Below are 23,711 nucleotides of genomic sequence, written 5' to 3' on the forward strand. Positions count from 1 at the left end.
CCGCCGGGCCCCGCGCCGGACGGACCCCCGGAAGCGCCACGGCCAGCCGCCCCGTCCGAAGGACACGCTCCGGCCCCTCCTGCAAGCACCACCGGTGCCCGGACGGTGTCGACAGGCTCGGCGTGCCCGCTCCGGGCCGACCGTCTAGGGTGGACGAATGACCACCCCCGCGGAGAGATACGCCGCTGCAAAGGCCCGGACAGAGCGCTCACGGACCCAGCTGTTCCAGTTCGCGCAGACCCTCGGCTTCGAGCTCGACCCGTTCCAGCAGGAGGCGTGCACGGCCCTCGAGGCGGGCCGGGGAGTGCTCGTCGCGGCGCCGACGGGCGCCGGCAAGACCGTGGTGGGCGAGTTCGCCGTCTTCATGGCGCTGCAGCAGGGCCTGAAGGCCTTCTACACCACGCCCATCAAGGCCCTCAGCAACCAGAAGTACTCGGAACTGGCGGCGGTGCACGGTGCCGACCGCGTGGGGCTGCTCACGGGCGACACGAGCATCAACGGCGACGCCGACGTGATCGTGATGACCACCGAGGTCCTGCGGAACATGCTGTACGCGAACTCGGACGCCCTCGACAACCTCGGCTACGTGGTGATGGACGAGGTGCACTACCTTGCCGATCGGTTCCGCGGGGCGGTGTGGGAGGAAGTGATCATCCACCTGCCCACCGAGGTCAAGCTGGTCTCCCTCAGCGCCACGGTGTCCAACGCGGAGGAGTTCGGCGCCTGGCTCGACACCGTCCGCGGGGACACGGACGTCGTCGTGTCCGAGCACCGCCCGGTCCCGCTGTGGCAGCACGTCATGGTCGGGCAGAACCTCATCGACCTCTTCGCCGGCGACGTCGCCTTCGACGAGGCGGCACCCGCCGGGGCGGGGAGCGGAGCGCGGGACCAGTACGACGTGAACCCCGAGCTGCTGGAACTGGCGAGCAACGAGATCCGGCTGAACCAGCGCGCGAACTGGGGCGGCGGCGGGCGGCGCGGCCGGCAGCGCACCGGCCGCGGCGGGCCCCCGCAGGTGAGCGCGGTACGACGCGCCACCCGGCCCCAGGTGATCAGTGCCCTGGACCGCGCGGACCTGCTGCCCGCCATCACGTTCATCTTCTCCCGGGCCGGGTGCGAGGCCGCCGTGACGCAGTGCCTGCACGCCGGGCTCTGGCTGACCACGGAGGACGAACGCGACGAGATCAGCGAGACGATCGACCAGGCCACGCTGGACATCCCGCGCGACGACCTCGAGATCCTCGGGTTCTGGACCTGGCGCGAGGGCCTGATCCGCGGCTTCACGGCGCACCACGCCGGGATGCTGCCCACGTTCAAGGAGATCGTCGAGCGCCTGTTCGCCGCAGGGCTTGTGAAGGCCGTGTTCGCCACCGAGACACTCGCGCTCGGCGTGAACATGCCCGCCCGGACTGTCGTGCTCGAGAAGCTCGACAAGTTCAACGGCGAGGCGCATGTGGATGTGACGGCGGGGGAGTACACGCAGCTCACCGGCCGCGCCGGACGCCGCGGCATCGACGTCGAAGGCCACGCGGTCGTCCTGTGGCAACCGGGCACAGACCCCGGCGCCGTCGCAGGGCTCGCCTCACGGCGCACCTACCCGCTGAACTCGAGCTTCCGGCCGACCTACAACATGAGCATCAACCTCATGGCGCAGTTCGGGCAGGAGCGCTCACGCGAGATCCTCGAGACGTCCTTCGCCCAGTTCCAGGCCGACCGGTCCGTCGTCGGGCTCGCCAAGCAGGTGCGCAGCCGGGAGGAATCGCTCAAGGGCTACGAGAAGTCAATGACCTGCCACCTCGGGGACTTCCGCGAGTACGCGAACCTCAGGCGCGAGCTGACCGACCTCGAGTCGCGGGCGTCGCGGGACCGGTCGCGGACCCTTCGCTCCGCCGCCGAGACCTCGCTGGAGGCCCTCCGTCCGGGCGATGTGATCGACGTCCCGGGCGGGCGGAGCCAGGGCTACGCCGTGGTCCTGGACAGCGATACGTCCCGGGAACCGCGGCCCACGGTGCTCACCCTCGAGACGCAGATCCGACGCGTCGGTGTGCAGGACCTCGACGGGCCCGTGGAGGTCCTCTCACGCGTCCGCATCCCGAAGCACTTCAGCGCGCGCAGCCCCAAGGACCGCCGCGACCTGAGCTCTTCCCTGCGCAACGCGCTCGAGGAGAAGCGACCGCCACGCCGGGGCGCCGACCGGGTCTCGGCCGGCCACTCCGCGTCCGCAGCCGCCGAGGAGCGCGCCATCACGGACCTCCGTCGGCGCCTGCGCGCCCACCCCTGCCACGGGTGCAGCGAGCGGGAGCAGCACGCCCGCTGGGCCGAGCGGTGGTGGAAGCTGCGCCGGGAGACCGACAACCTCGCGGGCCAGATCCGCGGGCGCACGAACACGATCGCCAAGACCTTCGACCGCGTCTCGGAGGTCCTCGGCCACTACGGGTACCTGGAGTACACCGATGACGGGGTGTCCGTCAGCGCATCGGGCCAGAAGCTTCGCCGCATCTACGGTGAGAAGGACCTCCTGATCGCGCTGTGCATCGAGCAGGGCGCGTTCAGCGACCTCGACGCCGCCGAGCTCGCCGCCCTCACCACGGTGCTGGTCTACCAGGCGAAGCGGGAGGAGCGGGGCGTGCGGCCGGTCATGCCGAGCGTCTCGCTCGAGGGCTCCGTCGAGACGATCATCCGCCAGTGGTCCCAGCTCAACGACGTCGAGGAGCAGCACCGGCTCCCCGTCACCGGCGAGCCCGAGCTGTCGCTCGTCTGGCCGATGTTCAAGTGGGCGCAGGGCCGGTCCCTGCAGGCCGCCCTGAGCGGCACCGAACTCGCGGCCGGCGACTTCGTGCGCTGGTCCAAGCAGGTCATCGACCTCCTCGATCAGATGGCGAAGGTGCCGGACCTACCGGGCAACCTGCAGCAGACCTGCGTGCGGGCCATCAGCCTGGTGCGCCGCGGCGTGGTGGCATACTCGAACATCAGTGAGTAGTCCCCGCCCCGGACCCGCCGACCACAGAAAGCCGCCCAGCGCCCCCATGCCCAGCCCCCGCCCCGCACCCGTCCTCTACCGCAACGGCTCCGTCTACAGCCCCGCCGATCCTTTCGCCACCGCCATGCTCGTCGATGGCGGCACGATCGCCTGGGTGGGCACCGAACACGCCGCAACGAACCTCGAGGGGCCCGACGTGCGCAGCGTCGACCTCGACGGCGCGCTCGTCACGCCCGGCTTCGTGGACGCGCACACGCACACCACCGAGACGGGCATCGCCCTCGGGTCGATCGACCTGACAGGATGCCGATCGCTCGAGGGACTGCTCGACGCCGTGGCCACCGCGGCCGCCACCGGGTCCGCGACCGTCCTCGGTTTCGGCTGGGACGAGTCGCAGTGGCCGGAGAAGCGCGTCCCCACGGCCGCGGAGCTGGACCGTGCCGGCGGTGGCGCCCTCGTGTACCTCGTGCGGGCCGACATCCACTCCGCCGTGGTATCCGGCACGCTCGCCGCAGCGCTCGGCCTCGCGGCCCTCGATGGCTGGGACGACGGGTTCGTGGTCCGTGCGGCCCACGAGGCGTCACGGCAGGCCACACGCAGTCTCACGCCGGAGCAGCGCGGCACCTACCAGCGCGCCGCGCTGCTCCACGCCGCGAGCCGCGGATACGTGGCCGTCACGGAGATGGCCGCGCCGCACATCGCCCCGCGCGAGGACCTCGAGACGCTGCTGTCCCTCGACGGTCCCGGCCACGACGTCCCCCTGCCCGAGGTCATCCCGTACTGGGCTCAGCTGACATCCTCGCGTGACGAGGTGCGCGAGCTCATGCAGGGCTTCGGGGGCCGCCTCGCGGGCCTCGCCGGTGACCTCAACGTGGACGGTTCCATCGGCTCTCGCACCGCCGCCCTCCGTGAGCCCTACAGCGACGATCCCGGCAACCGGGGCACGCTCTATCTCGACGCGGACGCGGTCGGAGCACATCTGCTCGCCACCACCGCCGAGACCGTCCAGGCCGGATTCCACGTGATCGGGGATGCCGGGCTCGACGTCGTCCTGCAGGGCCTCGACGTGGCGGCCCGTGAGCTCGGCGTGGAGGAGGTCCGCCGGGCGCGGCACCGGCTGGAACACGTGGAGCTCGCCGACGACGCCGCCATCGCGGCGCTGGTGCACTACGGCGTCGCCGTGAGCGGGCAACCGGCGTTCGACGCCCTGTGGGGGGTCGAGGACGGCCTCTACGGGCAGCGACTGGGGGAGCGCAGCGCCGGCATGAACCGCTTCGCCTCCCTGCTCTCCGCGGGCGTCCTCGTGGCGCTGGGCTCCGACAGCCCCGTGACCCCCCTCGACCCCTGGGCGTCCGTCCGCGCGTGCCTGCAGCACAGCAACCCGGTGGAGAACATCTCCGCCCGGGCCGCGTTCATCGCCCACACGCGGGCGAGCTGGCGCCTTTCCGGCCGCAGCCCCATGATGGGCCAGCTCGCGCCCGGGACCCCTGCGTCCTACGCTGTGTGGAAGGTCGACGAGCTGATGGTGCAGACCCCGGACAACCGGGTGCAGTCCTGGAGCACCGATCCGCGCGCCGGAACACCGCTGCTGCCCGCCCTGGACACCGAGAACGCCCCGCTCTGCCTCGAGACCGTCCACGACGGGCGGCGCCTCTACGCCGCCGAGGGCTTCGTCACGGCCTAGCGCCGGACGCGGGATGCGGTCATCGGAGGACAGCCCAGACGTCTTCCCACGCCGTCCTGACCTGCGACGGAAGACGTCGTCGCAGGTCAGACGGCCGTTGACTCTCACTCCACAGCACGTAAGCTTTTGCGTTACGGGTTGGATGCCCTCCCCCGGGAGGGCACCTGGCTGGTCTCCTGAGCGCAATGCATCGGCCTTCTGAATGGCGCGTGTTGCCCATCTAGGCGGAGCTGGCACTCAAGGGCAGGTCCACGTGTCGTTAGAAAACGGCGCCGCCATCCGTGCCGACGCCGGTACGAAGGTGCGTGGATCTGCCCGCCCGTCCGTCGCCCGTCCGCCGCCCGTCCGCGGTTGTGGCCGGCGTGGGCCTGCCGTGGAGCGCGGGGTCGGTCGCCTATGCTTGGACACTGGCTCCGGTGTGTGCGGGGCGGTCCCTGCGCGTTGCGCACCCTCTGATGGAAAGGCCCTAGCTGCGTGCGAGTCGTCACGATCATTCCCACCTACAACGAGGTCGAGTCCCTGCCGCGGACCCTGGCCCGGCTGCGAGCGGCCGTGCCGGCCTCGGATGTCCTGATCGTCGATGACAACAGCCCCGACGGTACCGGTGATCTCGCCGACCGTGCCGCGGCCGCCGACGCGCAGGTGCACGTGCTGCACCGCACCGGCAAGGAGGGTCTGGGCGCGGCGTACATCGCGGGGTTCCGGTGGGCGTTGGAGCGCGATTACGACGTCCTGGTGGAGATGGACGCGGACGGCTCGCACAGGCCCGAACAGTTGCAGGGCCTGCTGGATGCCGTGGACCGGGCGGATCTGGTGATCGGCAGCCGTTGGGTGAGCGGCGGCAGCGTGGTGAACTGGCCGGCGCACCGCAAGCTCCTCTCGCGCGCGGGCAGCACCTATTCGCGGCTGATGCTGGGTCTGCCGGTCCGTGATATCACCGCCGGGTTCCGGGCGTTCCGGCGCTCCACCCTTGAGGCCCTGGATCTGTCCGCGGTCGAGTCGGTGGGCTACGGCTTCCAGGTGGATATGACCTTCCGGGTCGCCCGGCTGGGCCTGACCATCGTGGAGGTGCCGATTACGTTCGTGGAGCGCGAGCTCGGGGACTCGAAGATGAGCGGGAACATCGTGCTCGAGGCGATCGCGAATGTCACACGCTGGGGCCTGGGCGCCCGCTGGAAGAAGCTCACCGGCCGCGCCTAGCAGACACCGGCAGACACCGGCAGACGCCGACAGACCACGTCAGCCGGCAGCGGCACCACCCCGGCACCACACCGGCACCACACCAACGACGAAGGCACCCGCCGGACGGCGGGTGCCTTCGTCGTATCCGTGATGCGCCTGGAGGTCAGGCGGAGCGGCGCTCCCCGCGACGCTCGCGCAGGATCGTCAGGCGGTCCTGGAGGATCTGCTCCAGTTCCTCGACGGAGCGGCGCTCGAGCAGCATGTCCCAGTGGGTGCGGATGGGCTTGTCGTTCGAGGTGTCGGGCTTCTCCCCGTCGACGAGGAGAGCTTCCTTGCCGGTCTTGGAGACCCAGGTCGCCGGGATCTCCGCTTCGGAGGAGAAGGTCACGAAGACCCGCTCGCCGTCCTCGCACCGATACTCGACCCGCTGCCGGGGAGCGGGCTCGACGCCGGATTCCGTCTCCATCGACTGCGCTCCGAGGCGCATGCCGCGCAGGCTGCGATCGCTCATGATGATCTCCTCATTCCCATGGCCCGTGGGGCCGTTGCCGCTGGTGTTCACCGGAGGTCTGGGCGGGCCGTGCCGCCGATACGCCCGGTGCCTCTCCCGCCGAAGGGACGGAAGGGAAGCTGTCGGTATAACACCGTCCGCCGCAGGGATGTTCCCGCGGGCGGAGGGGTAAACACCTAAGTATACAGGGCCGCCCACTGGGCTCCGCGAGGGGCCGCGGACGGCGATGGGCCGCCACCGGAGCGGTGGCGGCCCATCATTGTCCGGCAGGCGCGGCTCAGGACCGCGACACCATCTCCGGCCCGTCCGACGGCGAATCCGGCGTGGTGGTGCCGAGGACGTTGCCGATGCCCTTCAGCGCCTCGCCGACCTCGCTCGGGATGATCCAGAGCTTGTTCGCCGAGCCGTCGGCGAGTTTGGGCAGGGTCTGCAGGTACTGGTAGGCGAGCAGCTTCTGCGTCGGGTTGCCCTTGTGGATCGCGTCGAACACCTTGTGGATGGCCTGCGCCTCACCATCTGCACGCAGGATCGCAGCCTTCGCGTCACCCTCTGCAGCAAGGATGGCGGCCTGGCGCTGGCCCTCCGCCGTGAGGATCTGCGACTGCTTGGTTCCTTCCGCCGTCAGGATCGCGGCTCGGCGATCACGCTCGGCACGCATCTGCTTCTCCATCGAATCCTGGATGGAGTGGGGCGGATCGATCGCCTTGAGCTCCACGCGACCTACCCGGATACCCCAGCGGCCCGTGGCATCGTCGAGCACTCCGCGGAGCTGTCCGTTGATCTGGTCACGGGAGGTGAGCGCCTCCTCGAGGTTCAGCCCGCCCACCACGTTACGGAGGGTTGTCGTGGTCAGCTGTTCGACGGCCTGGATGTAGTTGGCGATCTCGTAGGTCGCCGCCCGGGGGTCGGTGACCTGGAAGTAGACCACGGTGTCGATGGACACCACGAGGTTGTCCTCGGTGATGACGGGCTGGGGCGGGAAGGAGACAACCTGCTCGCGGAGGTCGAGGAGCGGCAGCAGCCGGTCGACGAACGGGATCAGGATCGTCAGCCCCGGGTTCAGGGTCCGCTGGTACTTGCCGAGCCGCTCGACGACTCCCGCGCGGGCCTGCGGGATGATCCGCACGGACTTCACGAGGATGACGAGGACGAAGATGATGAGGGCGATCAGGACTACTGCGAGTCCGATCGTTCCGGCGGAGCCGTTCATGAATCCCCTTTATTGTGGTGGTTGCTCTCCGGCCGGGGTCGGTCGGGGAGCGGGAAGCGGGACGGTCGGCGCTAGTCGCCGGCAATCGGCGCGATGCGGTCGGTGTCGGGCCCGGCGGGCTCGACGACGGCGGTGGCACCGTCGATCCTCGCGACGGACAGGCGGGTGCCGGCGGGCAGCGCGGCGCCGTCCGACGAGCGCGCCGTCCAGGTGTCACCGCCGATCTTCACGGTTCCGGAGTGGGCCGTGACCGGCTCCAGGGCGAGGGCCGACGCGCCGACGAGGCGGTCGATGTTGTCGAGCTGGTCCCGTGGACCCTTGCGCAGGTGCCGCACTGCCACCGGCCGGACGAGCAGGATCATGAGCAGCGAGACGACGGCGAACACGACGACCTGCAGCACCAGCCCCGCTCCGACGAACGTGGCGACCAGTGCCGCCAGGGCGCCGACCGAGAGCATCAGGAAGAGCAGGTCCAGGGTCAGGGTCTCCACTGCCGCGAGCCCCAGGAACAGGACCAGCCACAGGATCCAGCCGTTGTCAAGCAACCACTCCATCGGGCATCCCCTCGTCTGCGTGCCGCAGGAAGCGGCCGTCGTTCCCATTCTGGCAAAGGGGTCCGACAATACCTAGGTGCCGGGCCGCATACCCGCGAGTTGTTACCCTTCCGTGCCGTCCGCGCCCGGCCCCGAACCTGGCGGCTCCTTGCCTGACGGTGGTCAGGGGCGGGTCAGGACCTGGACGGTGAAGCGTGCCGCGACCTCCAGCGGGGCAGCGCCGGCCACCTCCGCCACCTCCGCCACCTCCGCCACCTCCGCCACCCGTGCGTGCCGCGCCGCGGGTCCCATGACCAGGGCGGAGCAGGCGAGGTCCCGCGAAAGGGACAGGGAGTAGTCCAGATCCTCCCGCCCGGTCTCCACCAGCGCTCCCTCGAAGGATGCGAGGACGTCGTCGGCCTTGTGCGCCGGCACGGACAGCAGCGGACCCACCGCCTCCAGCCCGGCGAGGTGTCCGGGCCGCGGAGTGACGACGACGAGGCACCCGCCCGGCGCGAGGACGCGCACGAACTCGCCGGGGTTGCGCGGCGCGAACACGTTCAGGAGCACGTCGACCGACCCGTCGGCGAGCGGGAGCCGCCGCCAGATGTCCCAGACCAGGCTGATCCCACCGGGCAGCCTGCGGGCGGCACGCCGCAGGGCGATCTTCGAGAGGTCGAGCGCCACGGGATAGCACGCGGGCGTCTCGGCGACGAGCCCTTCCAGGTAGTAGCCCGTGCCCGCGCCGGCGTCCAGGGCCACTGCGGGGTCCGCCGTATGGCCGAGGATGGACCGGACCACCGCCCGGCGCAGCGGGGCGTAGGCGCCCGAACCGAGGAACTGCTCCCGCGCGTTGACCATCTCGGCCGTGTCGCTCTCGAAGGGCGACCCCTTGCCGGTGAGCAGGTTGATGTAGCCCTGGCGGGCGGCGTCGAAGCGGTGCCCGAGCGCACACGCCAGCGACCGGTCCCCCTCCTCGAGCGCGGAGGAGCAGACGGGGCAGACGAGGAGGTGATGGGGGAGGGCGGACACCGTCCCATCCTAGGGAGAGGACGCCCTGCACCGTTGACTCAGGCCACTATTTCGGGTCTGATCGGGAGGGTGAAACCAGACCAGATCGAACTCCTGACCACCACCGGCACACCGACGCTCCATCCGGACGGCTCCCGCCTGGTGGTCGCCGCGACCCGGCCCGACCTCCGCGCCGACAGCTATGTGGGCCAGCTGTGGGAGATCACGCTCGACGGCGAGCGACGCCGATTGACTCGCGGCTTCCGCGACACGGCGCCCCGGTACTCGCGCGACGGCGCGCTGCTCGTCTTCCTCCGGACGGCGCCGGGCGGCAAGCCGCAGCTGTTCGCCGTGCGCGCCCCGGGCGGCGAACCCATGCAGCTCACCGACCAGCCCCTCGGCGTCGCGCACTTCGACATCTCCCCGGACGCGGCGACGATCGTCTTCGCGGCACGCGTACCCGAGCACGGGCGCTACGGCACCGTCGACGGCGTGGGCAGCGCACTGGAGGATCCGCGCCTGATCACCGGGTACAAGTACCGGATGAACGGCCTCGGCTACACGACGGACAAGCGCTCCCACCTGTTCAGCGTCCCGGTGCCCAGCCTCGACGCGGAGCCGTACATCGCCGCCGTCGGCCGGATGAAGCAGGAGCACGCGGACGGCCCGGGCGCGCTCGAGGAGCAGGGAGCGGTGCCACCCGCGACACAACTGACGACGGCGGACGCCGACCACCTCGAGCCGGTGTTCTCCCCCGACGGGCAGCGCATCCTCTTCACGGCCGCGCTCGCGCAGGACGCGGACTCCACCCTCGTGTCCGACCTCCATTCGATCGCGCTCGACGGCGGCGACCACCGCACGCTGACGAACCTCGGCGGCGACACGCGCCTCGGGTGCAGCGCACCTCGGCCGAGCACCGACGGCGCGTGGCTGTTCTTCCTGGCATCGGACCTCTCGCCCTCGGGCCTGGACTTCGTGGCCCGCAACACGGCCCTCCACGTCCTGCCGATCGGGGACCCGCAGGACGTGCGGCGACTCACCGACCCCGAGACCGTGGACGTCGGCGATGTCCAGGAGATCGTCGCGGACGGGCCCGCCTCCGTGCTCGTCGTCAACCGCTCGCGCGGCATGGGTGAACTCCTCCGCGTCTCGGCCGCAGGGGAGATCGAGACCCTCGTCACCGGGCCCACCGTGGTGACGGGAGCCTCGGCAGCCGGGGGCGGCGTCGTCGTGTCCTACACCGACCCGACCACCTCCGGCGACGCCGCGGTCGTCGAAAGCGGCGAGCTGCGTCCAGTCTCGGACTTCTCGGCCGCCCTCCGCGACGACACACGCGTGGCGGAGCCGCAGGAGCGCACCTACCCTGCGCCCGACGGGACGCCCGTGCACGGGTGGGTCGTCCTGCCCGAGGGAGAGGGTCCGCACCCGGTGCTGCTCGTCATCCATGGCGGGCCCTTCGCCCAGTACGGGTGGGGCTACTTCGACGAGGCCCAGGTTTACGCCGCCGCGGGCTACGCGGTGCTGCTGTGCAACCCACGCGGCGCCGCCGGCTACGGGCAGGCACACGGCCGCGTCATCAAGGAGGCGATGGGTACGGTGGACCTCGACGACGTCCTCGCCTTCCTCGACGGCGCGCTCGCCGAGTACGACGTCATGGACGACGAGCGGCTCGGGGTCATGGGCGGCTCCTACGGTGGCTACCTGACGGCGTGGACGATCGCCCACGACCACCGCTTCGAGGCCGCGATCGTCGAGCGCGGCTACCTGGACCCGCCGTCGTTCGTGGGCTCCTCGGACATCGGGTGGTTCTTCTCCGAGCAGTACACCGGGACGGACCCGGCGAGGGTGGCGGAGCAGAACCCGTTCGCGAAGATCGGGCAGGTGCGGACGCCTGCGTTCGTCATCCACTCGGAGGAGGACCTGCGGTGCCCCATCGAGCAGGCCCAGCGGTACTACACGGCCCTGAAGAAGCAGGGGGTCGAGACGGAGCTGCTCGTGTTCCCGGGCGAGACCCACGAACTGTCGAGATCGGGGTCACCGTGGCACCGCAGGCAGCGCTTCGAGCACGTCCTGCGGTGGTGGGCACGTTATCTGCCCACGGAAGCGAATCCCGCGCACTCTCCCGCGCAGTAGCGGATCCGGTCGCCGCGCGGCGGGGTCAGAAGCCGAGACCCTGCCGTGCGGCGTCGACGGTCGGTTGCGCCCATCGGTGGTGCTCGGAGTCGGCCGTGAGGGACCGCAGGACGGCGCGGTCCAGGTACAGCTGCCCGTTCAGGTGGTCGGTCTCGTGCTGCACGATCCGGGCGGGCCAGCCCTCGAACCCGGTGGTGACGGTGATGCCGCCGGGCTGCGTGAAGGTGGCCGTGATGCGGGCGTGGCGCTCGACGACGGCCTGGTAGCCGGGCACGGAGAGGCAGCCCTCGTAGAACGCCGCCAGGGCAACGTCCGCGGCCTCGTAGCGGGGGTTGATGAGCACGGTGAACGGCAGGGGAGTGCGGCCGCGCGCCTCGGCGACGCTCGGGTCCTGGACACCGCGGTCCTCGAGCACGGCGATCCTCAGCGGGATGCCGATCTGCGGTGCGGCGAGGCCCACACCCGGCGCCTCCTGCATCACGCGCCGCATCGTGGAGATCAGTCGACCCAGCGTCCCGTCGTCGAGCTGGCCGTCGAAGTCCTGGGCCGGTCGACGCAGAACCGGGTGCCCCGCGCGGACGATCGCGGGCAGGTCCTGGGCCAGCACGGCCTCGACCCGCTCCACGAGGGCCCCGGGTGGGAGCATCGCGGGGACATCGTCGGCTGGAGCAGCTGCAGTCATCCCTCCAGCAAAGCACAATCGCGGACAGGAACGGGTGCGCGCCCCATTGCCGCCTGCCGGGCGACGACGGAGAATCAGACGTGCTGCCCGCGGCCGGATCCGCGGCGGTATCCCGGACGCACACCGGCTGCTCGCGAGGGCGGGAGGCCGGAGGATGGAGGCACGATGAGCACGGCCACGACGGACGCCGAGCAGGGACAGGCACATGCCGCGGACAGCCATGACCTCATCAGGGTCCAGGGTGCGCGGGAGAACAACCTGAGGGACATCACGATCGACATCCCGAAACGGCGGCTCTCGGTGTTCACGGGCGTCTCGGGGTCCGGTAAGAGCTCGCTCGTCTTCGACACCATCGCCGCCGAGTCGCAGCGCATGATCAACGAGACGTACAGCGCCTTCGTGCAGGGCTTCATGCCGACCCTCGCCCGCCCCGAGGTGGACGTCCTCGAGGGTCTGACCACCGCGATCATCGTCGACCAGGAGCGCATGGGCGCCAATCCGCGGTCCACCGTCGGCACGGCGACGGACGTCAACGCGATGCTGAGGATCGTGTTCTCGCGTCTCGGCCAGCCGCAGATCGGATCCCCGCAGGCCTTCTCGTTCAACGTGGCGTCGATCAGCGGAGCGGGTGCCGTCACGATCGAGCGTGGGGGGACCACGGTCAAGGAACGGCGCAGCTTCACGGTGACAGGCGGCATGTGCCCGCGGTGCGAGGGCATGGGGTCCGTCACCCACATGGACCTCACGCAGCTCTACGACGAGGCGAAGTCGCTGAACGAGGGAGCGCTCACCATCCCGGGGTACAGCATGGAGGGCTGGTACGGGCGCATCTACAGCGGCACAGGGTTCTTCGACGCCGACAAGCCCATCCGGGACTTCACGAAGCGCGAGCTGCAGGACCTGCTCTACAAGGAGCCGACGAAGATCAAGGTCGACGGCATCAACATCACCTACGAGGGCCTGATCCCCAAGATCCAGAAGTCGATGCTCGCCAAGGACCGCGAGGCGATGCAGCCGCACATCCGCGCCTTCGTGGACCGGGCCGTCACCTTCACCACGTGTCCGGAATGCGACGGGACGCGCCTCAGCGAGGCGGCCAGGTCCTCGAAGATCGACGGCGTCGGCATCGCCGACGCGTGCGCAATGCAGATCAGCGACCTCGCGGCCTGGGTCCGCGGGCTCGCCGAACCATCCGTGGCGCCGCTGCTGACCGCGCTGGGGGAGACGCTCGACTCGTTCGTGGAGATCGGGCTCGGCTACCTCAGCCTCGACCGCCCCTCCGGCACGCTGTCCGGGGGCGAGTCCCAGCGGACCAAGATGATCCGGCACCTCGGATCGTCGCTGACGGACATCACCTACGTATTCGACGAACCGACGATCGGGCTCCACCCGCACGACATCCAGCGTATGAACGACCTGCTGCTGCGCCTGCGCGACAAGGGGAACACCGTCCTCGTGGTCGAGCACAAACCCGAGATGATCGCGATCGCCGACCACGTGGTGGATCTCGGCCCGGGGGCCGGGACCGCGGGTGGCACGGTGTGCTTCGAAGGGTCCGTGGACGGACTGCGGCGCAGCGGCACGCTCACCGGCCGGCACCTCGACGACCGGGCGGCGCTGAAGGCCACGGTGCGCGGCCACCGTGGCGAGCTGGAGATCAGGGGAGCGACGTCGCACAACGTGCGGGACGTCGATGTGGACATCCCGCTCGGCGTGCTGTGCGTGATCACCGGCGTGGCCGGATCGGGCAAGAGCTCACTGATCCACAGCTCGGTATCTCCCCGGGAGGGCGTGGTGGCAGTGGACCAGACCGCCATCAAAGGCTCGCGCCGCAGCAACCCCGCCACCTACACCGGCATGCTCGAGCCCATCCGCAAAGCATTCGCGAAGGCCAACGGCGTCAAGCCGGCCCTGTTCAGCGCGAACTCCGAGGGCGCCTGCCCCACCTGCAACGGCGCCGGCGTCATCTTCACGGACCTCGCCATGATGGCCGGCGTCGCCACGACCTGCGAGGTCTGCGGCGGCAAGCGGTTCATGGCCGAGGTGCTGGAGTACAAGCTCGGCGGGAAGGACATCAGCGAGGTCCTGGCGATGCCCGTCACCGAGGCCACCGAGTTCTTCCGGGTCGGCGAGGGCAAGGTGCCCGCCGCCCACGCCATCCTCAGCCGGCTGTCCGACGTCGGGCTCGGGTACCTGAGCCTCGGTCAGCCCCTGACCACACTGTCCGGCGGCGAGCGCCAGCGCCTCAAGCTCGCCACCCACATGGGGGAGAAGGGCGGCATCCTGGTCCTCGACGAACCCACGGCGGGCCTGCACCTGGCCGACGTCGAGAATCTGCTCGGACTGCTCGACCGCCTGGTCGACGCCGGCAAGTCTGTGCTCGTCATCGAACACCACCAGGCCGTCATGGCGCACGCGGACTGGATCATCGACATCGGACCCGGCGCGGGGCACGACGGCGGCAAGGTCATCTTCGAGGGAACGCCCGCGGACCTCGTCGCCGCACGGTCGACCCTCACGGGCCGGCACCTGGCCGAGTACGTCGGCGCCTGAGGGCCCTCCGTGGAGCGGTCGCCCGACGCTGGACGACGTGTCGGCGGCGTTCCGGACGCTGTCGGAAGCTCCGGCGAGGTTGCCCGCTGGAGCGGTGTGTTCGCGGCCCCCAGACCCCCTTCTGGAGAGGCCAGCTAATCGCCGATAATCTACATTATGTCAACTAGCTTTGACGAGCACCCCTCCTCGGCACTGCCCGGACCGTCAGGTCGGCTCCGCCTACAACGAAACCGAACTCCTGCGTATCGGAGCCGCGTTCGGAGACGAACCTGACGCCGAGGACGGTCCCCGCCCGCACCCCGCGCCTCGACGGAGATATCTCGGCGAGGTGGAAGGTCGAGCTGGAAGCCGTGGACAAGCAGGACCGATGGACCGCCCTGGACGTCGGTGGGACTTCGCCACTTAGCCGAGAACCGCGTTGGCGATGAACAGGAGCGGGATCGAACCGACCCACACCGCCGTTGTGATGCCCGACCAGCCCTTGAGGGCTGCGACGCCGTCGAGTCCGGCGAAGCGGGTCACAACCCAGAAGTAGGAGTCGTTGAAGTAGCTGAATACCATGGATCCAGCGGTGCAGGCCATCGCCGCGACGATCGGGTCGATGCCGAGTGAGCCGACCAGCGGCGCGGTCACCGATGCGGCGGTGATCATGGCGACCGTTCCGGAGCCTTGGGCAAGGCGCACCAGTGTGGCGATGAGGAACGGCACGAGGAAGGCCGGCAAGGAGGTGCCGGCTATGGCCTCAGCAAGGGCATCGCCCACGCCTGAGCTCCGCAGCACCTGACCGAGGGCGCCACCGGCGCCGGTGATGAGGAGGATCAGGCCGGCGGACGCCGCGGCCTCGGCGAACCAGCCCTGCACCTTCGAACGCGGGGTCCAGCGCGGCAGCAGGATGTAGACGGCCAGGATGACGCCGATGACCAGCGCGACGACGGGGTTGCCGACGAAGGCCAGAGGAACGGCCCATGCCGACGGCACGTACTCCCCCGTGCCGACGACGCCCTGGTTGTTCTGGTCGATCGCGCCGCTGACCGTGTTGAGGATGATGAGGAGCAACGGAACCAGCAGCGGCAGCGATGCTACGAAGGCGCCGACCCGGTGCGGTGCGGCGCCCTCCGGAGGGGTGCCGAGGGTGCTGTTGTCGACGTCCATCGAGGGAGCATCATGATCGGCGCCGTCGACGGCGCCGGTCCCGGCGGGCCCGCCACGGTCCACGACAGCGGTACCGCCCCGGTGCCCGGACTGGGCCTGAGCCGCGCCGTAGACGACCTCGCGCACGCTCTCGTTCATGGATGGCTCGATCTTCGGGCCGATCCACTTGGCGTAGACGACGACGATCGGCAGCAGCAGGACCGTGAACACGAGACCCGCGAGGATCAATGCTCCGAGATCCGCTCCGAGGATACCGGCGACGGCCAGCGGGCCGGGGGTCGGTGGTACCAGGTGATGGGTCAGCGTCATGCCGCACCCGAGCGCCAGTGCAAGGGTGATATAGCCGGCGCGCTTGACCCGGGCGATCGAACGGGCCAGTGGATTCATGATGACGTAGCCGGAGTCGCAGAACACCGGGATGGACACCAGCGCGCCCACACTGCCGAGCGCCCAGGGCTCACGTCCCTTGCCGAAGAGTTTGAGGAAGGCCATCGCCAGCGAGTTGGCGGCACCCGACACCTCGAGGATCTTGCCGATGCCGACCCCCAGGCCGATCACGATGCCGATCGAGGCCAGAGTGTTGCCGAAGCCCGTCGTGATCGCCGTGACGATGTCCAGCGGCGCCTGGCCGGCGACGATGCCGGTGACGAGCGCGGCAATCAGGAGGGCGACGAAGGCATCGAGCCGGGTCCTCAGCACCAGCACGATGATGGTGGCGATGCCCAGGACGAGCGCCAGAAGAAGTCGAATATCCACGTACTGCTCCTCGGTCACTGAGCAGGCCTCGTTGCCATCTCAGGGGTAGCACGGACCTGGCCGGTACTTTGACGGGAAATGTGCTGCCTGTCACACTAGCACTGGACATATGACATCTGACAAGACCCACGGGCGATGACCAGTAGTGAAGGTGCGGATCAGTGATACTCGAGGAAGAGTTGCTCGGCCCCTATCCAGCTGTCCGGCCCGTGGAACCGGCTACCATCGCGGCCACCGTTCGTGCTTCCGGTCGGATCCTGGTGGTTCTCGACGACGACCCCACCGGCACCCAGTCCGTCGCCGATCTGCCGGTGCTCACCTCCTGGGAACCGAACGACTTCGCATGGGCCTTCGCCCAGCGGATCGACGGAACGGCCGCACCGGCGGTCTACGTCCTGACCAACACCCGCAGCCTCGACCGGGAGACCACCGCGTCGCGCAATCGGGAGATCGTCACGAACTCGCTCCGGGCCGCCCGCGATGCCGGCGTCACCGTCGGGTTCGTGAGCAGAGGCGATTCGACCCTCCGCGGCCACTTCCCGCTCGAGACGGACGTCATCGGGGAAACCCTGCTGGCACTCGCGGGCATCCGAACCGACGGCGTCGTCATCGTCCCGGCCTTTCCCGACGCCGGCCGCATCACCATCGGCGGCACCCACTACCTCCGGGGTGACGGTGGCACCGTCGTCCCGGTCGGGGACACCGAATTCGCCCGGGACGCCACGTTCGGGTTCACGTCATCGGACCTGGGCGACTACGTGGCGGAGAAGAGCGGCGGTACGGCCGACGCAGTCATCCGGCTCGACCTCTCGATCATCCGCTCCGGAACGGAGGGCATCGCCGACGCGCTGGCCCACGTGACCAACGCCGTCCCCATCGTGGTGGACGCCGTCACCGAAGACGACCTCCGGGCACTCGCCCTGGGCCTCGAAGAATCCGAACGCCGCGGCAAGAAGCTGCTCTACCGCGTGGGCCCGCCATTCGTCCGCGCCCGGATCGGCCAGAACGAGCGCGCGCCGCTGACGGCCGAGGAAGTCTTCGCCGACCTGGACGCCCCCACCGCGGGCGGACTGATCGTGGTGGGCTCCCACGTGGGACTGACCACCCGGCAGCTTGACGCCCTGGTCGCCCGGCGACCCGAGGCCAAACTCGTCGAGCTCGACGTCGAAGCCGTCCTCGATCCCGATCGCCGGCAGATCGAGCTGGCCCACGCCGTGCAGGCCGTCGTCCACGGGCTCCCCACGGGCGAGGTGATCCTGCACACGAGCCGCCGCCTGATCCGGACGGACGACCCGGAGCAGAGCCTCGAGGTCGCCCGCACCATCTCCCGCTCGGTCGTCGACGTCGTCCGCACCACCCTTGCCGCAGCGCCGGTCCGCTTCGTCGTCGCCAAGGGCGGCATCACCTCCTCCGACGTCGCCGCCCACGGACTCTCCATCCGCCACGCGCTGGTGCGCGGACCGATGCTTCCGGGCATCGTCTCCCTCTGGCAACCGGCGGACGGCCCCGCCCGCTCCGTGCCGTTCGTGGTCTTCGCCGGGAACGTGGGCACGGACGACTCCCTCGCGGACGTCGTAGACATCCTCCGCTCCCCCGCGACGGATCGCACAGCATCGGCCGGTGCCACCCATGACGCCAGCCGCCTCCGTGTCGCCGTCCTGGGCCTCGGCGCCATGGGTCTACCGATGGCAACCCGCCTGGCCAGTGCCTTCACCGTCACCGCTTACGACCCCGCACCGGCCTCCCGGGACAAGGCCGAGCAGGCCGGAATCAGCTGCGCAACGTCGGCCACCGACGCGGTGGCCGACGCCGGGATCGTGCTCCTCGCGGTCCGTGACGCCACCCACGTGGAGAGCGTCCTCTTCGGCGGGCACGGGATTGCCCCCGCACTCGCACCGGGCGCCGTCGTCGTGATGACCAGCACCGTGGGCCTGGACGCCGTCGCGTCCTGGACCGCGCGGCTCGCTGAGCTGGGCGTGGTACTGGTCGACGCACCCCTGTCCGGCGGCCCCGTACGAGCCGGCGAAGGCGATCTGCTGATCGTCGTGGGCGCCGAACCGCGTGCCCTCGACGCAGCACGCCCCGTTCTGGAACGGCTCGCCTCGACCCTGACCGTGGTCGGGACGAAGGCAGGTGACGGTCAGGCCATGAAGACCGTCAACCAACTCCTCTGTGGCGTGCACATCGCGGCGGCAGCCGAGGCCCTCGCCCTCGCGGATGCCCTCGGGCTGGACCGGCGACAGACGCTGGCCGCACTGGAGGCGGGGGCGGCGTCGTCGTTCATGCTGTCCAACCGCGGACCGCGCATGGTGGAGGGGTACGACCACGCCGCCGAGGTGCTGAGCCGCCTGGACATCTTCGTCAAGGACCTGGGCATCGTCGGGAATGCTGCCCGGGCCGCAGGACTCGCCGCCCCGGTGGCCGCTGCAGCCGAACAGCTGTTCCTCCTGGGCCAGGCGCAGGGTCTGGGCACCGCGGACGACTCCGCGGTCATCAAGGTGATCGCTCCCCGACGACGCAGCACCGAGGGGGACACGGATGGCGCGGAAATCCCTCGCTGAGTCAGTGTTCGACGACCTGCTCGAACAGGTCATCGACGGCACCTACGCGCCCGGCTCGGCCCTCCCGCCCGAGAACGACCTCGCCGCGTCGAGCGACGTGAGTCGTCTGACGGTGCGGGAAGCGCTCAAGCGGCTGCAGGCCCAGAACATCGTGCAGATCAGACGGGGCCTCGGCACGTACGTGAACCCGGCGGCCCAGTGGACCGATCTGCGGGCCATCCTCCGGTACGCGTCGACCACGGCCGACTCCCCCGGCGTGGCGCTGCGTCTGCTGGAAATCCGCCGGATGGTGGAGACTGGCGCCGCCGAGCTGGCGGCGCTCCACGCCACGGACGAGGACCGCGCACGCATGGAGGAGGCGAACATCGCGCTGCGGGCCGCCCACGAGGCCGGCGACCTCGACGCCGTGACCGCCTCGGACATCGCCTTTCACGACGCGATCTTCCGGGCCTCGGCGAACCCGTTCCTCCCGGTGATCCTCGCCCCGCTCAGCCAACTGCTCTACACCATGCGACGCGCGACCTCGTCCTTCCCCCAGGTACAGGAACACGCCATCGCACATCACCAACTGGTCCTCGAGGCGATCCGCACCCGCAACCCGGAGGTCGCGCGCAAGGCGATGCAGGCCCACATCAACCAGACCTACGACGACTACGAGCACTTCATCCACCAGCAGCAACGACACCAGGAGACCACGTGAGCTTCCCGACAGAACGCACCGCAGTCCTGACCGGCGCGGCCTCGGCCCGCGGCATCGGCCGTGCGACAGCCGACCGGCTGGCCCGCGACGGCTGGTCGATCGCCATCCTCGACATCGACGGCGCCGCGGCCGAGGAAGCCGCGGCAGCCATCGCGGACCGCCACGGCGTTCGCGCGGTCGGTGTCGCCGCCGATGTGTCCGACGAGGCGTCGGTGGACGCCGCGATCACCACGGTCGAGGCGTCGGTGCCGCCGATCGTCGCCGTCATCAACCTGGCCGGCATCAGCTCCCCCACCGAGTTCATGCAGGAGACCAGAGCGGCCTGGGACAGGGTCTTCGCCGTCAACATGACCGGCACTTTCCTTGTCACGCAACGCGCCCTGCGCGGGATGATCGAACGCAAGCTCGGCCGCGTCGTCAGCATCTCCTCCATTTCCGCCCAGCGCGGCGGCGGCACGTACTCGAAGGTGGCCTACAGTGCATCGAAAGCGGGCATCATCGGCTTCACCCGTGCCCTCGCGCGAGAGATGGGTGAACACGGCATCACCGTCAACGCCGTGGCACCCGGCCCCGTCGATACCGACATCATGGGCGGAACTCTCACGGAGGACCGCAAGCAGGACATGTCCAAGGACATCCTGATGGGACGCGTGGGCACCGTCGACGACATTGCCGCCCTGATCTGCTTCCTGGTGGGACCCGACGCGGGCTACATCACCGCCGCCACCTACGACATCAACGGTGGCCTACAGATCTCGTAAACACCCGCGATGGTGGCACAACCCCCTGTGCGTGACGATGAGCGCGCCGCTCCCGCCTTGATGTGCGAGCACATCCGGCGGCGCAGGGGATTACAACCAACCCGTCGGCAGCGGAACCCGCCGAGAGCACCCATCCCTACCCGCGTGCGGTGGTGGTGATCGATAGTTTGCCGGATCGGCAAGAAGCCTTGGCGCTGCCGAGGGTGATGAGTGAGGCTTTCTGTATGGCTACGGACAAGTGTCTGGATTCGATCATCAGCAGTGATGGTGCATCCAGGTCAAGTGCGGCTACCTCCCCTGCGCCGCCGGGTGCGGAACTCGAATCAGCAACCATGAAGGCGTGAACATCAGGTGAGCACCCACAGCACGGCAGATACTCCGACTCCGTTCCTATTCTGGGAGAACCGGTACCAGGAATCCGGCGTCGTGTGGTCAGGTCGCGTCAACGCAACGACAGCCGACGTAGTCCGCGGACTGCAGCCGGGGCGAGCCCTGGATCTCGGCTGCGGCGAAGGCAGCGACGCGATCTGGCTAGCGCAGCAGGGCTGGGACGTAACGGGTGTCGACATCTCCCCCACTGCCATCGCTCGGGCAGGAACTGCAGCCACCGCTGTCGGCCTTGGGTCAGCTCCGATCGAATTCGAGGTGGTCGACCTGGACAGCTGGTCAGGCAGTGGTGAGTACGACCTTGTTACCGCGTCGTTCTTCCACTCCCCCGTCGCCTTGGCCAGGACATCAATCCTGCGTCAGGCAGCATCACGTGTGGCCGCCGGCGGTCACCTGCTCATAGTGACCCATGCGGCAGTGCCGCCCTGGGCGCCGCGTGAGGCGCACACTGCTCACACCTTTCTCACCCCCGACCAGGAGATCTCCGAGCTAGGACTCGACCCAGACCGGTGGAAGGTGCGCATCGCTGAAGTGCGCGCCCGAGAAACAACTGGGCCGGACGGCCACGCCGCCACACTCGACGACGGGGTTGTGCTCCTATGTCACCAGGGGTCCGGCGCATAGCTCCTGCCCGGCAGGAAGTGAGGCATACCGTCGCCCCCGTGGGGTGATGCAGGCATGGCTGGGGGTGATTGAAATTGAGATGTGCACCATAATCGTCCCGGTATGCGACGTCCCTGGACAGCCTTGGCCGCCAGTCATCACGTCCCTGGCGAGTTGACCGCCTCCGTTTTCATGTTGGGAGCGGTAGTTATTGCACGCGTGCACGGCACGAAACGCCGGCCGATCGTGGAAGCACCGACGCGGCGGCTACGTCGCTGGCCGTATGGTGCGGTTCGACGGCGCTGAGCAGGGGGTAGCGGTCTGGCTCTGGGCCTTCACGATCAGTGGCCTCATCGGGCTCGCGGTTGCCGTTGTCATCCCACTGGTCGGAGCCATATTCGTAGATGAGGCCGGCATGCGCTTCCACCGGCGGGTCGATCACGGCTGGTAGCAATTACTACGTCGACCTCCACACCGGCCGCGCCGGGAAGATGCAGGTGCCGACCGGAACAAGGCTGAACTAGAGCATGTACGACGGAGGCACTGCCGAGAGGGTCGTTCCATCTCGCACGACAAGGCCCTGAAAATCTGCCTCCGAAGGTTCGGGCCATCCCGTGCCGGCGCAGGGACACACCGGACCTGAAGTGCATTGCGGATTCGCCAGGCAGGGCCAGCTCCTGCCGTGGACTCCCCTGCCAGGGCCCGAACGGGCACTCGTGGTGGCAGGTGACTTCTTATAATAAGCTCGCTTACTTATGCTGGGAGCTGCCGCTTCATACGAGAGTCATCACCGAAGGTAGACACCATGGAATCGCCGCGCAGGTTCGACACGATCACGATCATCTTCAACCCGAACAGCACCGGCGATGCGCCGAAACTGGCCGCGGAGCTCCGGGATGAACTGGTGCCCGCCCTGCCGGAGACCGACGTACGACTCACCCCCACCGAGCACGCCGGTCATGCCATAGACCTCGCCCGCGAGGCCGCATCATCGGGAAACGCCCTGGTCGTCTCGGTCAGCGGTGACGGCGGGTACAACGAGGTGGTCAACGGTGTCATGGCCAGCGGCGCGGACGACGTCGTCTGCGCAGTCCTGGCGGCCGGCAACGCGAATGACCACAGCCGCGTCACGGGACGCAAGCCGCTCGGCGAGGCCATCGTCGAGGGGCAGGTGCGAAGGATCGACCTGCTCCGCATCAGCATCGCCGGGACGGACGCCGTGCCCGCTGCGGAGCCGGTGTACGCGCACTCCTACATCGGCTTCGGTCTGACCCCGATCATGGCGATCGACCTCGAGAAGGGCAGCAAGGGTGCCATGAAGGAGATGTTCTCCGTCGTCCGGACCTTCCGCAAGTTCAAGCCCTTCGAGATCCGGCAGAGCGACGGCAAGCGCCGGAAATTCGACAGCCTCGTGTTCGCGAACATCTCCCAGATGGCGAAGTACGCCACCCTCAGCGAGGCCGACGATCATCCCTCCGACGGCAAGTTCGAGGTCATCACCTTCCCCCACATGGCCAAATGGAAGATCCTCCTGACCGCCCTGCGCGCCTCCACGAAGGGACTCGGCGACCAGCCCAGCTACTCCCAGTACCGCTTCTCGACGCTCAAGCCACTCCCCTACCAGATCGACGGCGAAGTGAAGGACGTCGACGCGGGCACGGACATCACCGTCGACAGCATCCGCCAGGCCCTCGCAACCCTCGGCTGACGCACGGCCGACCGCCCCCGGCAGGAGCGGAGGTAGGGCCGAAAGACCCTAGGTCATCGGACGGATTCCCTGAAGGGTGCTCACAGCAGGTTCATGTTTCCGCAACCAGAGGGAGAAGCGCCATGAGTCCCACCCCCGCAGCCCAGATCGTCGTCGGCGTGGACGGGTCGGGGCCGTCCATCGCGGCGCTGCGCTACGCCGAGAGACTGGCGCCCGTCTTCGACGCGAGCATCCGTGCCGTCGCTGCATGGGACGACCCCGCCGAGTACCCCGCGTACATTCCGCTCGGCCGCAGCGAGTACACGGACGTCGCCCGTAAGCAGCTGGACGAGGCCGTCACGGCCGCGTTCGGGGAGAATCCCCCGCTAGGACTGGAAAAGGCGGTGGTGTTCGGGCACCCCGTGAAGACCCTCGTGCGGGTGTCCCATGATGCGGCCCTCCTCGTCATCGGCGGGCGTGGCCACGGCACGTTCAGGGGGCTGCTGCTCGGGTCCGTCAGCAGCGCCTGCGTGGCCCACGCACACTGCCCCGTCCTCGTCGTCCGGAGGGCCTCCGACCCGTCATGAGCTGACCCACGCCTGGTGAGGGCGACGACGGGGGTCAG

At 69.4% G+C, this 23,711-nt stretch carries 17 protein-coding genes and 2 pseudogenes; 13 read left to right on the forward strand and 6 right to left on the reverse strand.

What is annotated here, in order from left to right; translation table 11 throughout:
- Positions 1 to 157 precede the first annotated feature (157 nt).
- The 3 genes from AC4D2C_RS05785 to AC4D2C_RS05795 all read left to right on the forward strand — a co-directional run bounded on the left by AC4D2C_RS05785 (position 158) and on the right by AC4D2C_RS05795 (position 5,864).
- On the forward strand, positions 158 to 2,980 hold the full coding sequence (locus AC4D2C_RS05785) for a DEAD/DEAH box helicase (protein WP_490913330.1): 2,823 nt from the start codon (positions 158 to 160) through the stop codon (positions 2,978 to 2,980).
- Between the two features lie 46 nt (positions 2,981 to 3,026).
- Positions 3,027 to 4,664: an amidohydrolase gene (locus AC4D2C_RS05790; RefSeq protein WP_490914015.1), complete on the forward strand. Its 1,638-nt coding sequence runs from the start codon at positions 3,027 to 3,029 to the stop codon at positions 4,662 to 4,664.
- A gap of 474 nt (positions 4,665 to 5,138) precedes the next feature.
- Positions 5,139 to 5,864, forward strand: a complete 726-nt coding sequence (locus AC4D2C_RS05795; protein WP_490913331.1) for a polyprenol monophosphomannose synthase — start codon at positions 5,139 to 5,141, stop codon at positions 5,862 to 5,864.
- A 145-nt stretch (positions 5,865 to 6,009) separates the two neighbouring features.
- Here AC4D2C_RS05795 and AC4D2C_RS05800 read toward each other — a convergent pair whose 3' ends face one another.
- The 4 genes from AC4D2C_RS05800 to AC4D2C_RS05815 form a co-directional block, all read right to left on the reverse strand.
- Positions 6,010 to 6,357 (reverse strand): RNA polymerase-binding protein RbpA, encoded by a 348-nt coding sequence (locus tag AC4D2C_RS05800; RefSeq protein WP_490913333.1) that lies wholly within the window; start codon positions 6,355 to 6,357, stop codon positions 6,010 to 6,012.
- Positions 6,358 to 6,634: 277 nt separating this feature from the next.
- Positions 6,635 to 7,567 carry an SPFH domain-containing protein gene (locus tag AC4D2C_RS05805; protein ID WP_490913335.1) on the reverse strand — a complete coding sequence of 311 codons (933 nt, stop codon included), beginning with the start codon at positions 7,565 to 7,567 and terminating at the stop codon, positions 6,635 to 6,637.
- A gap of 71 nt (positions 7,568 to 7,638) precedes the next feature.
- Positions 7,639 to 8,121 carry an NfeD family protein gene (locus tag AC4D2C_RS05810; protein WP_490913336.1) on the reverse strand — a complete coding sequence of 161 codons (483 nt, stop codon included), beginning with the start codon at positions 8,119 to 8,121 and terminating at the stop codon, positions 7,639 to 7,641.
- A gap of 162 nt (positions 8,122 to 8,283) precedes the next feature.
- A complete protein-coding gene (locus AC4D2C_RS05815) occupies positions 8,284 to 9,132 on the reverse strand; it encodes a putative RNA methyltransferase (RefSeq protein ID WP_490913337.1) in 849 nt (282 codons plus the stop codon).
- A 69-nt stretch (positions 9,133 to 9,201) separates the two neighbouring features.
- On the opposite strand from AC4D2C_RS05815, the gene AC4D2C_RS05820 reads away from it, so the two are divergent.
- Complete coding sequence (locus AC4D2C_RS05820; protein WP_490913339.1) at positions 9,202 to 11,244, forward strand: S9 family peptidase; 2,043 nt, start codon at positions 9,202 to 9,204, stop codon at positions 11,242 to 11,244.
- A 25-nt stretch (positions 11,245 to 11,269) separates the two neighbouring features.
- Here the strand turns inward: AC4D2C_RS05820 and AC4D2C_RS05825 are convergent, their stop codons facing one another.
- A complete protein-coding gene (locus tag AC4D2C_RS05825) occupies positions 11,270 to 11,926 on the reverse strand; it encodes a peptide deformylase (protein ID WP_490913341.1) in 657 nt (218 codons plus the stop codon).
- Between the two features lie 165 nt (positions 11,927 to 12,091).
- Between AC4D2C_RS05825 and AC4D2C_RS05830 the strand changes: the two genes are divergently transcribed.
- Complete coding sequence (locus AC4D2C_RS05830; protein WP_490913343.1) at positions 12,092 to 14,479, forward strand: ATP-binding cassette domain-containing protein; 2,388 nt, start codon at positions 12,092 to 12,094, stop codon at positions 14,477 to 14,479.
- Positions 14,480 to 14,881: 402 nt separating this feature from the next.
- Here the strand turns inward: AC4D2C_RS05830 and AC4D2C_RS05835 are convergent, their stop codons facing one another.
- Positions 14,882 to 16,405 (reverse strand): GntP family permease, encoded by a 1,524-nt coding sequence (locus AC4D2C_RS05835; protein ID WP_490913345.1) that lies wholly within the window; start codon positions 16,403 to 16,405, stop codon positions 14,882 to 14,884.
- A gap of 242 nt (positions 16,406 to 16,647) precedes the next feature.
- On the opposite strand from AC4D2C_RS05835, the pseudogene AC4D2C_RS05840 reads away from it, so the two are divergent.
- The 8 genes and pseudogenes from AC4D2C_RS05840 to AC4D2C_RS05875 all read left to right on the forward strand — a co-directional run.
- Positions 16,648 to 17,940: pseudogene (locus AC4D2C_RS05840) on the forward strand (four-carbon acid sugar kinase family protein); the annotation flags it as partial.
- A 105-nt stretch (positions 17,941 to 18,045) separates the two neighbouring features.
- Positions 18,046 to 18,948, forward strand: coding sequence for an NAD(P)-dependent oxidoreductase (locus tag AC4D2C_RS05845; protein WP_490914017.1), 903 nt, complete (start codon positions 18,046 to 18,048; stop codon positions 18,946 to 18,948).
- Positions 18,926 to 19,648 carry a FadR/GntR family transcriptional regulator gene (locus AC4D2C_RS05850; RefSeq protein WP_490913346.1) on the forward strand — a complete coding sequence of 241 codons (723 nt, stop codon included), beginning with the start codon at positions 18,926 to 18,928 and terminating at the stop codon, positions 19,646 to 19,648. Before AC4D2C_RS05845 ends, AC4D2C_RS05850 begins: the two co-directional genes overlap by 23 nt.
- Positions 19,645 to 20,409, forward strand: a complete 765-nt coding sequence (locus tag AC4D2C_RS05855) for an SDR family NAD(P)-dependent oxidoreductase (protein ID WP_490913348.1) — start codon at positions 19,645 to 19,647, stop codon at positions 20,407 to 20,409. Before AC4D2C_RS05850 ends, AC4D2C_RS05855 begins: the two co-directional genes overlap by 4 nt.
- Positions 20,410 to 20,760: 351 nt before the next feature.
- Positions 20,761 to 21,420: a class I SAM-dependent methyltransferase gene (locus AC4D2C_RS05860; protein WP_490913350.1), complete on the forward strand. Its 660-nt coding sequence runs from the start codon at positions 20,761 to 20,763 to the stop codon at positions 21,418 to 21,420.
- 241 nt (positions 21,421 to 21,661) lie between these two features.
- Positions 21,662 to 21,850 (forward strand): annotated as a pseudogene (locus AC4D2C_RS05865) (hypothetical protein); the annotation flags it as partial.
- A 354-nt stretch (positions 21,851 to 22,204) separates the two neighbouring features.
- Entirely contained in the window at positions 22,205 to 23,107 is a 903-nt protein-coding gene (locus AC4D2C_RS05870) for a diacylglycerol/lipid kinase family protein (protein WP_490913351.1), read from the forward strand.
- Between the two features lie 122 nt (positions 23,108 to 23,229).
- Positions 23,230 to 23,673: a universal stress protein gene (locus tag AC4D2C_RS05875; RefSeq protein ID WP_490913352.1), complete on the forward strand. Its 444-nt coding sequence runs from the start codon at positions 23,230 to 23,232 to the stop codon at positions 23,671 to 23,673.
- Positions 23,674 to 23,711 lie beyond the last annotated feature (38 nt).

Source organism: Arthrobacter sp. TJ-240, assembly GCF_058269195.1.

Coding starts and splice junctions, on each gene's coding strand:
- AC4D2C_RS05810 (WP_490913336.1), bottom strand. CDS start 8,121: ATGGAGTGGTTGCTTGACAACGGCTGGATCCTGTGGCTGGTCCTGTTC.
- AC4D2C_RS05825 (WP_490913341.1), bottom strand. CDS start 11,926: ATGACTGCAGCTGCTCCAGCCGACGATGTCCCCGCGATGCTCCCACCC.
- AC4D2C_RS05800 (WP_490913333.1), bottom strand. CDS start 6,357: ATGAGCGATCGCAGCCTGCGCGGCATGCGCCTCGGAGCGCAGTCGATG.
- AC4D2C_RS05790 (WP_490914015.1), top strand. CDS start 3,027: ATGCCCAGCCCCCGCCCCGCACCCGTCCTCTACCGCAACGGCTCCGTC.
- AC4D2C_RS05805 (WP_490913335.1), bottom strand. CDS start 7,567: ATGAACGGCTCCGCCGGAACGATCGGACTCGCAGTAGTCCTGATCGCC.
- AC4D2C_RS05785 (WP_490913330.1), top strand. CDS start 158: ATGACCACCCCCGCGGAGAGATACGCCGCTGCAAAGGCCCGGACAGAG.
- AC4D2C_RS05830 (WP_490913343.1), top strand. CDS start 12,092: ATGAGCACGGCCACGACGGACGCCGAGCAGGGACAGGCACATGCCGCG.
- AC4D2C_RS05875 (WP_490913352.1), top strand. CDS start 23,230: ATGAGTCCCACCCCCGCAGCCCAGATCGTCGTCGGCGTGGACGGGTCG.
- AC4D2C_RS05870 (WP_490913351.1), top strand. CDS start 22,205: ATGGAATCGCCGCGCAGGTTCGACACGATCACGATCATCTTCAACCCG.
- AC4D2C_RS05850 (WP_490913346.1), top strand. CDS start 18,926: ATGGCGCGGAAATCCCTCGCTGAGTCAGTGTTCGACGACCTGCTCGAA.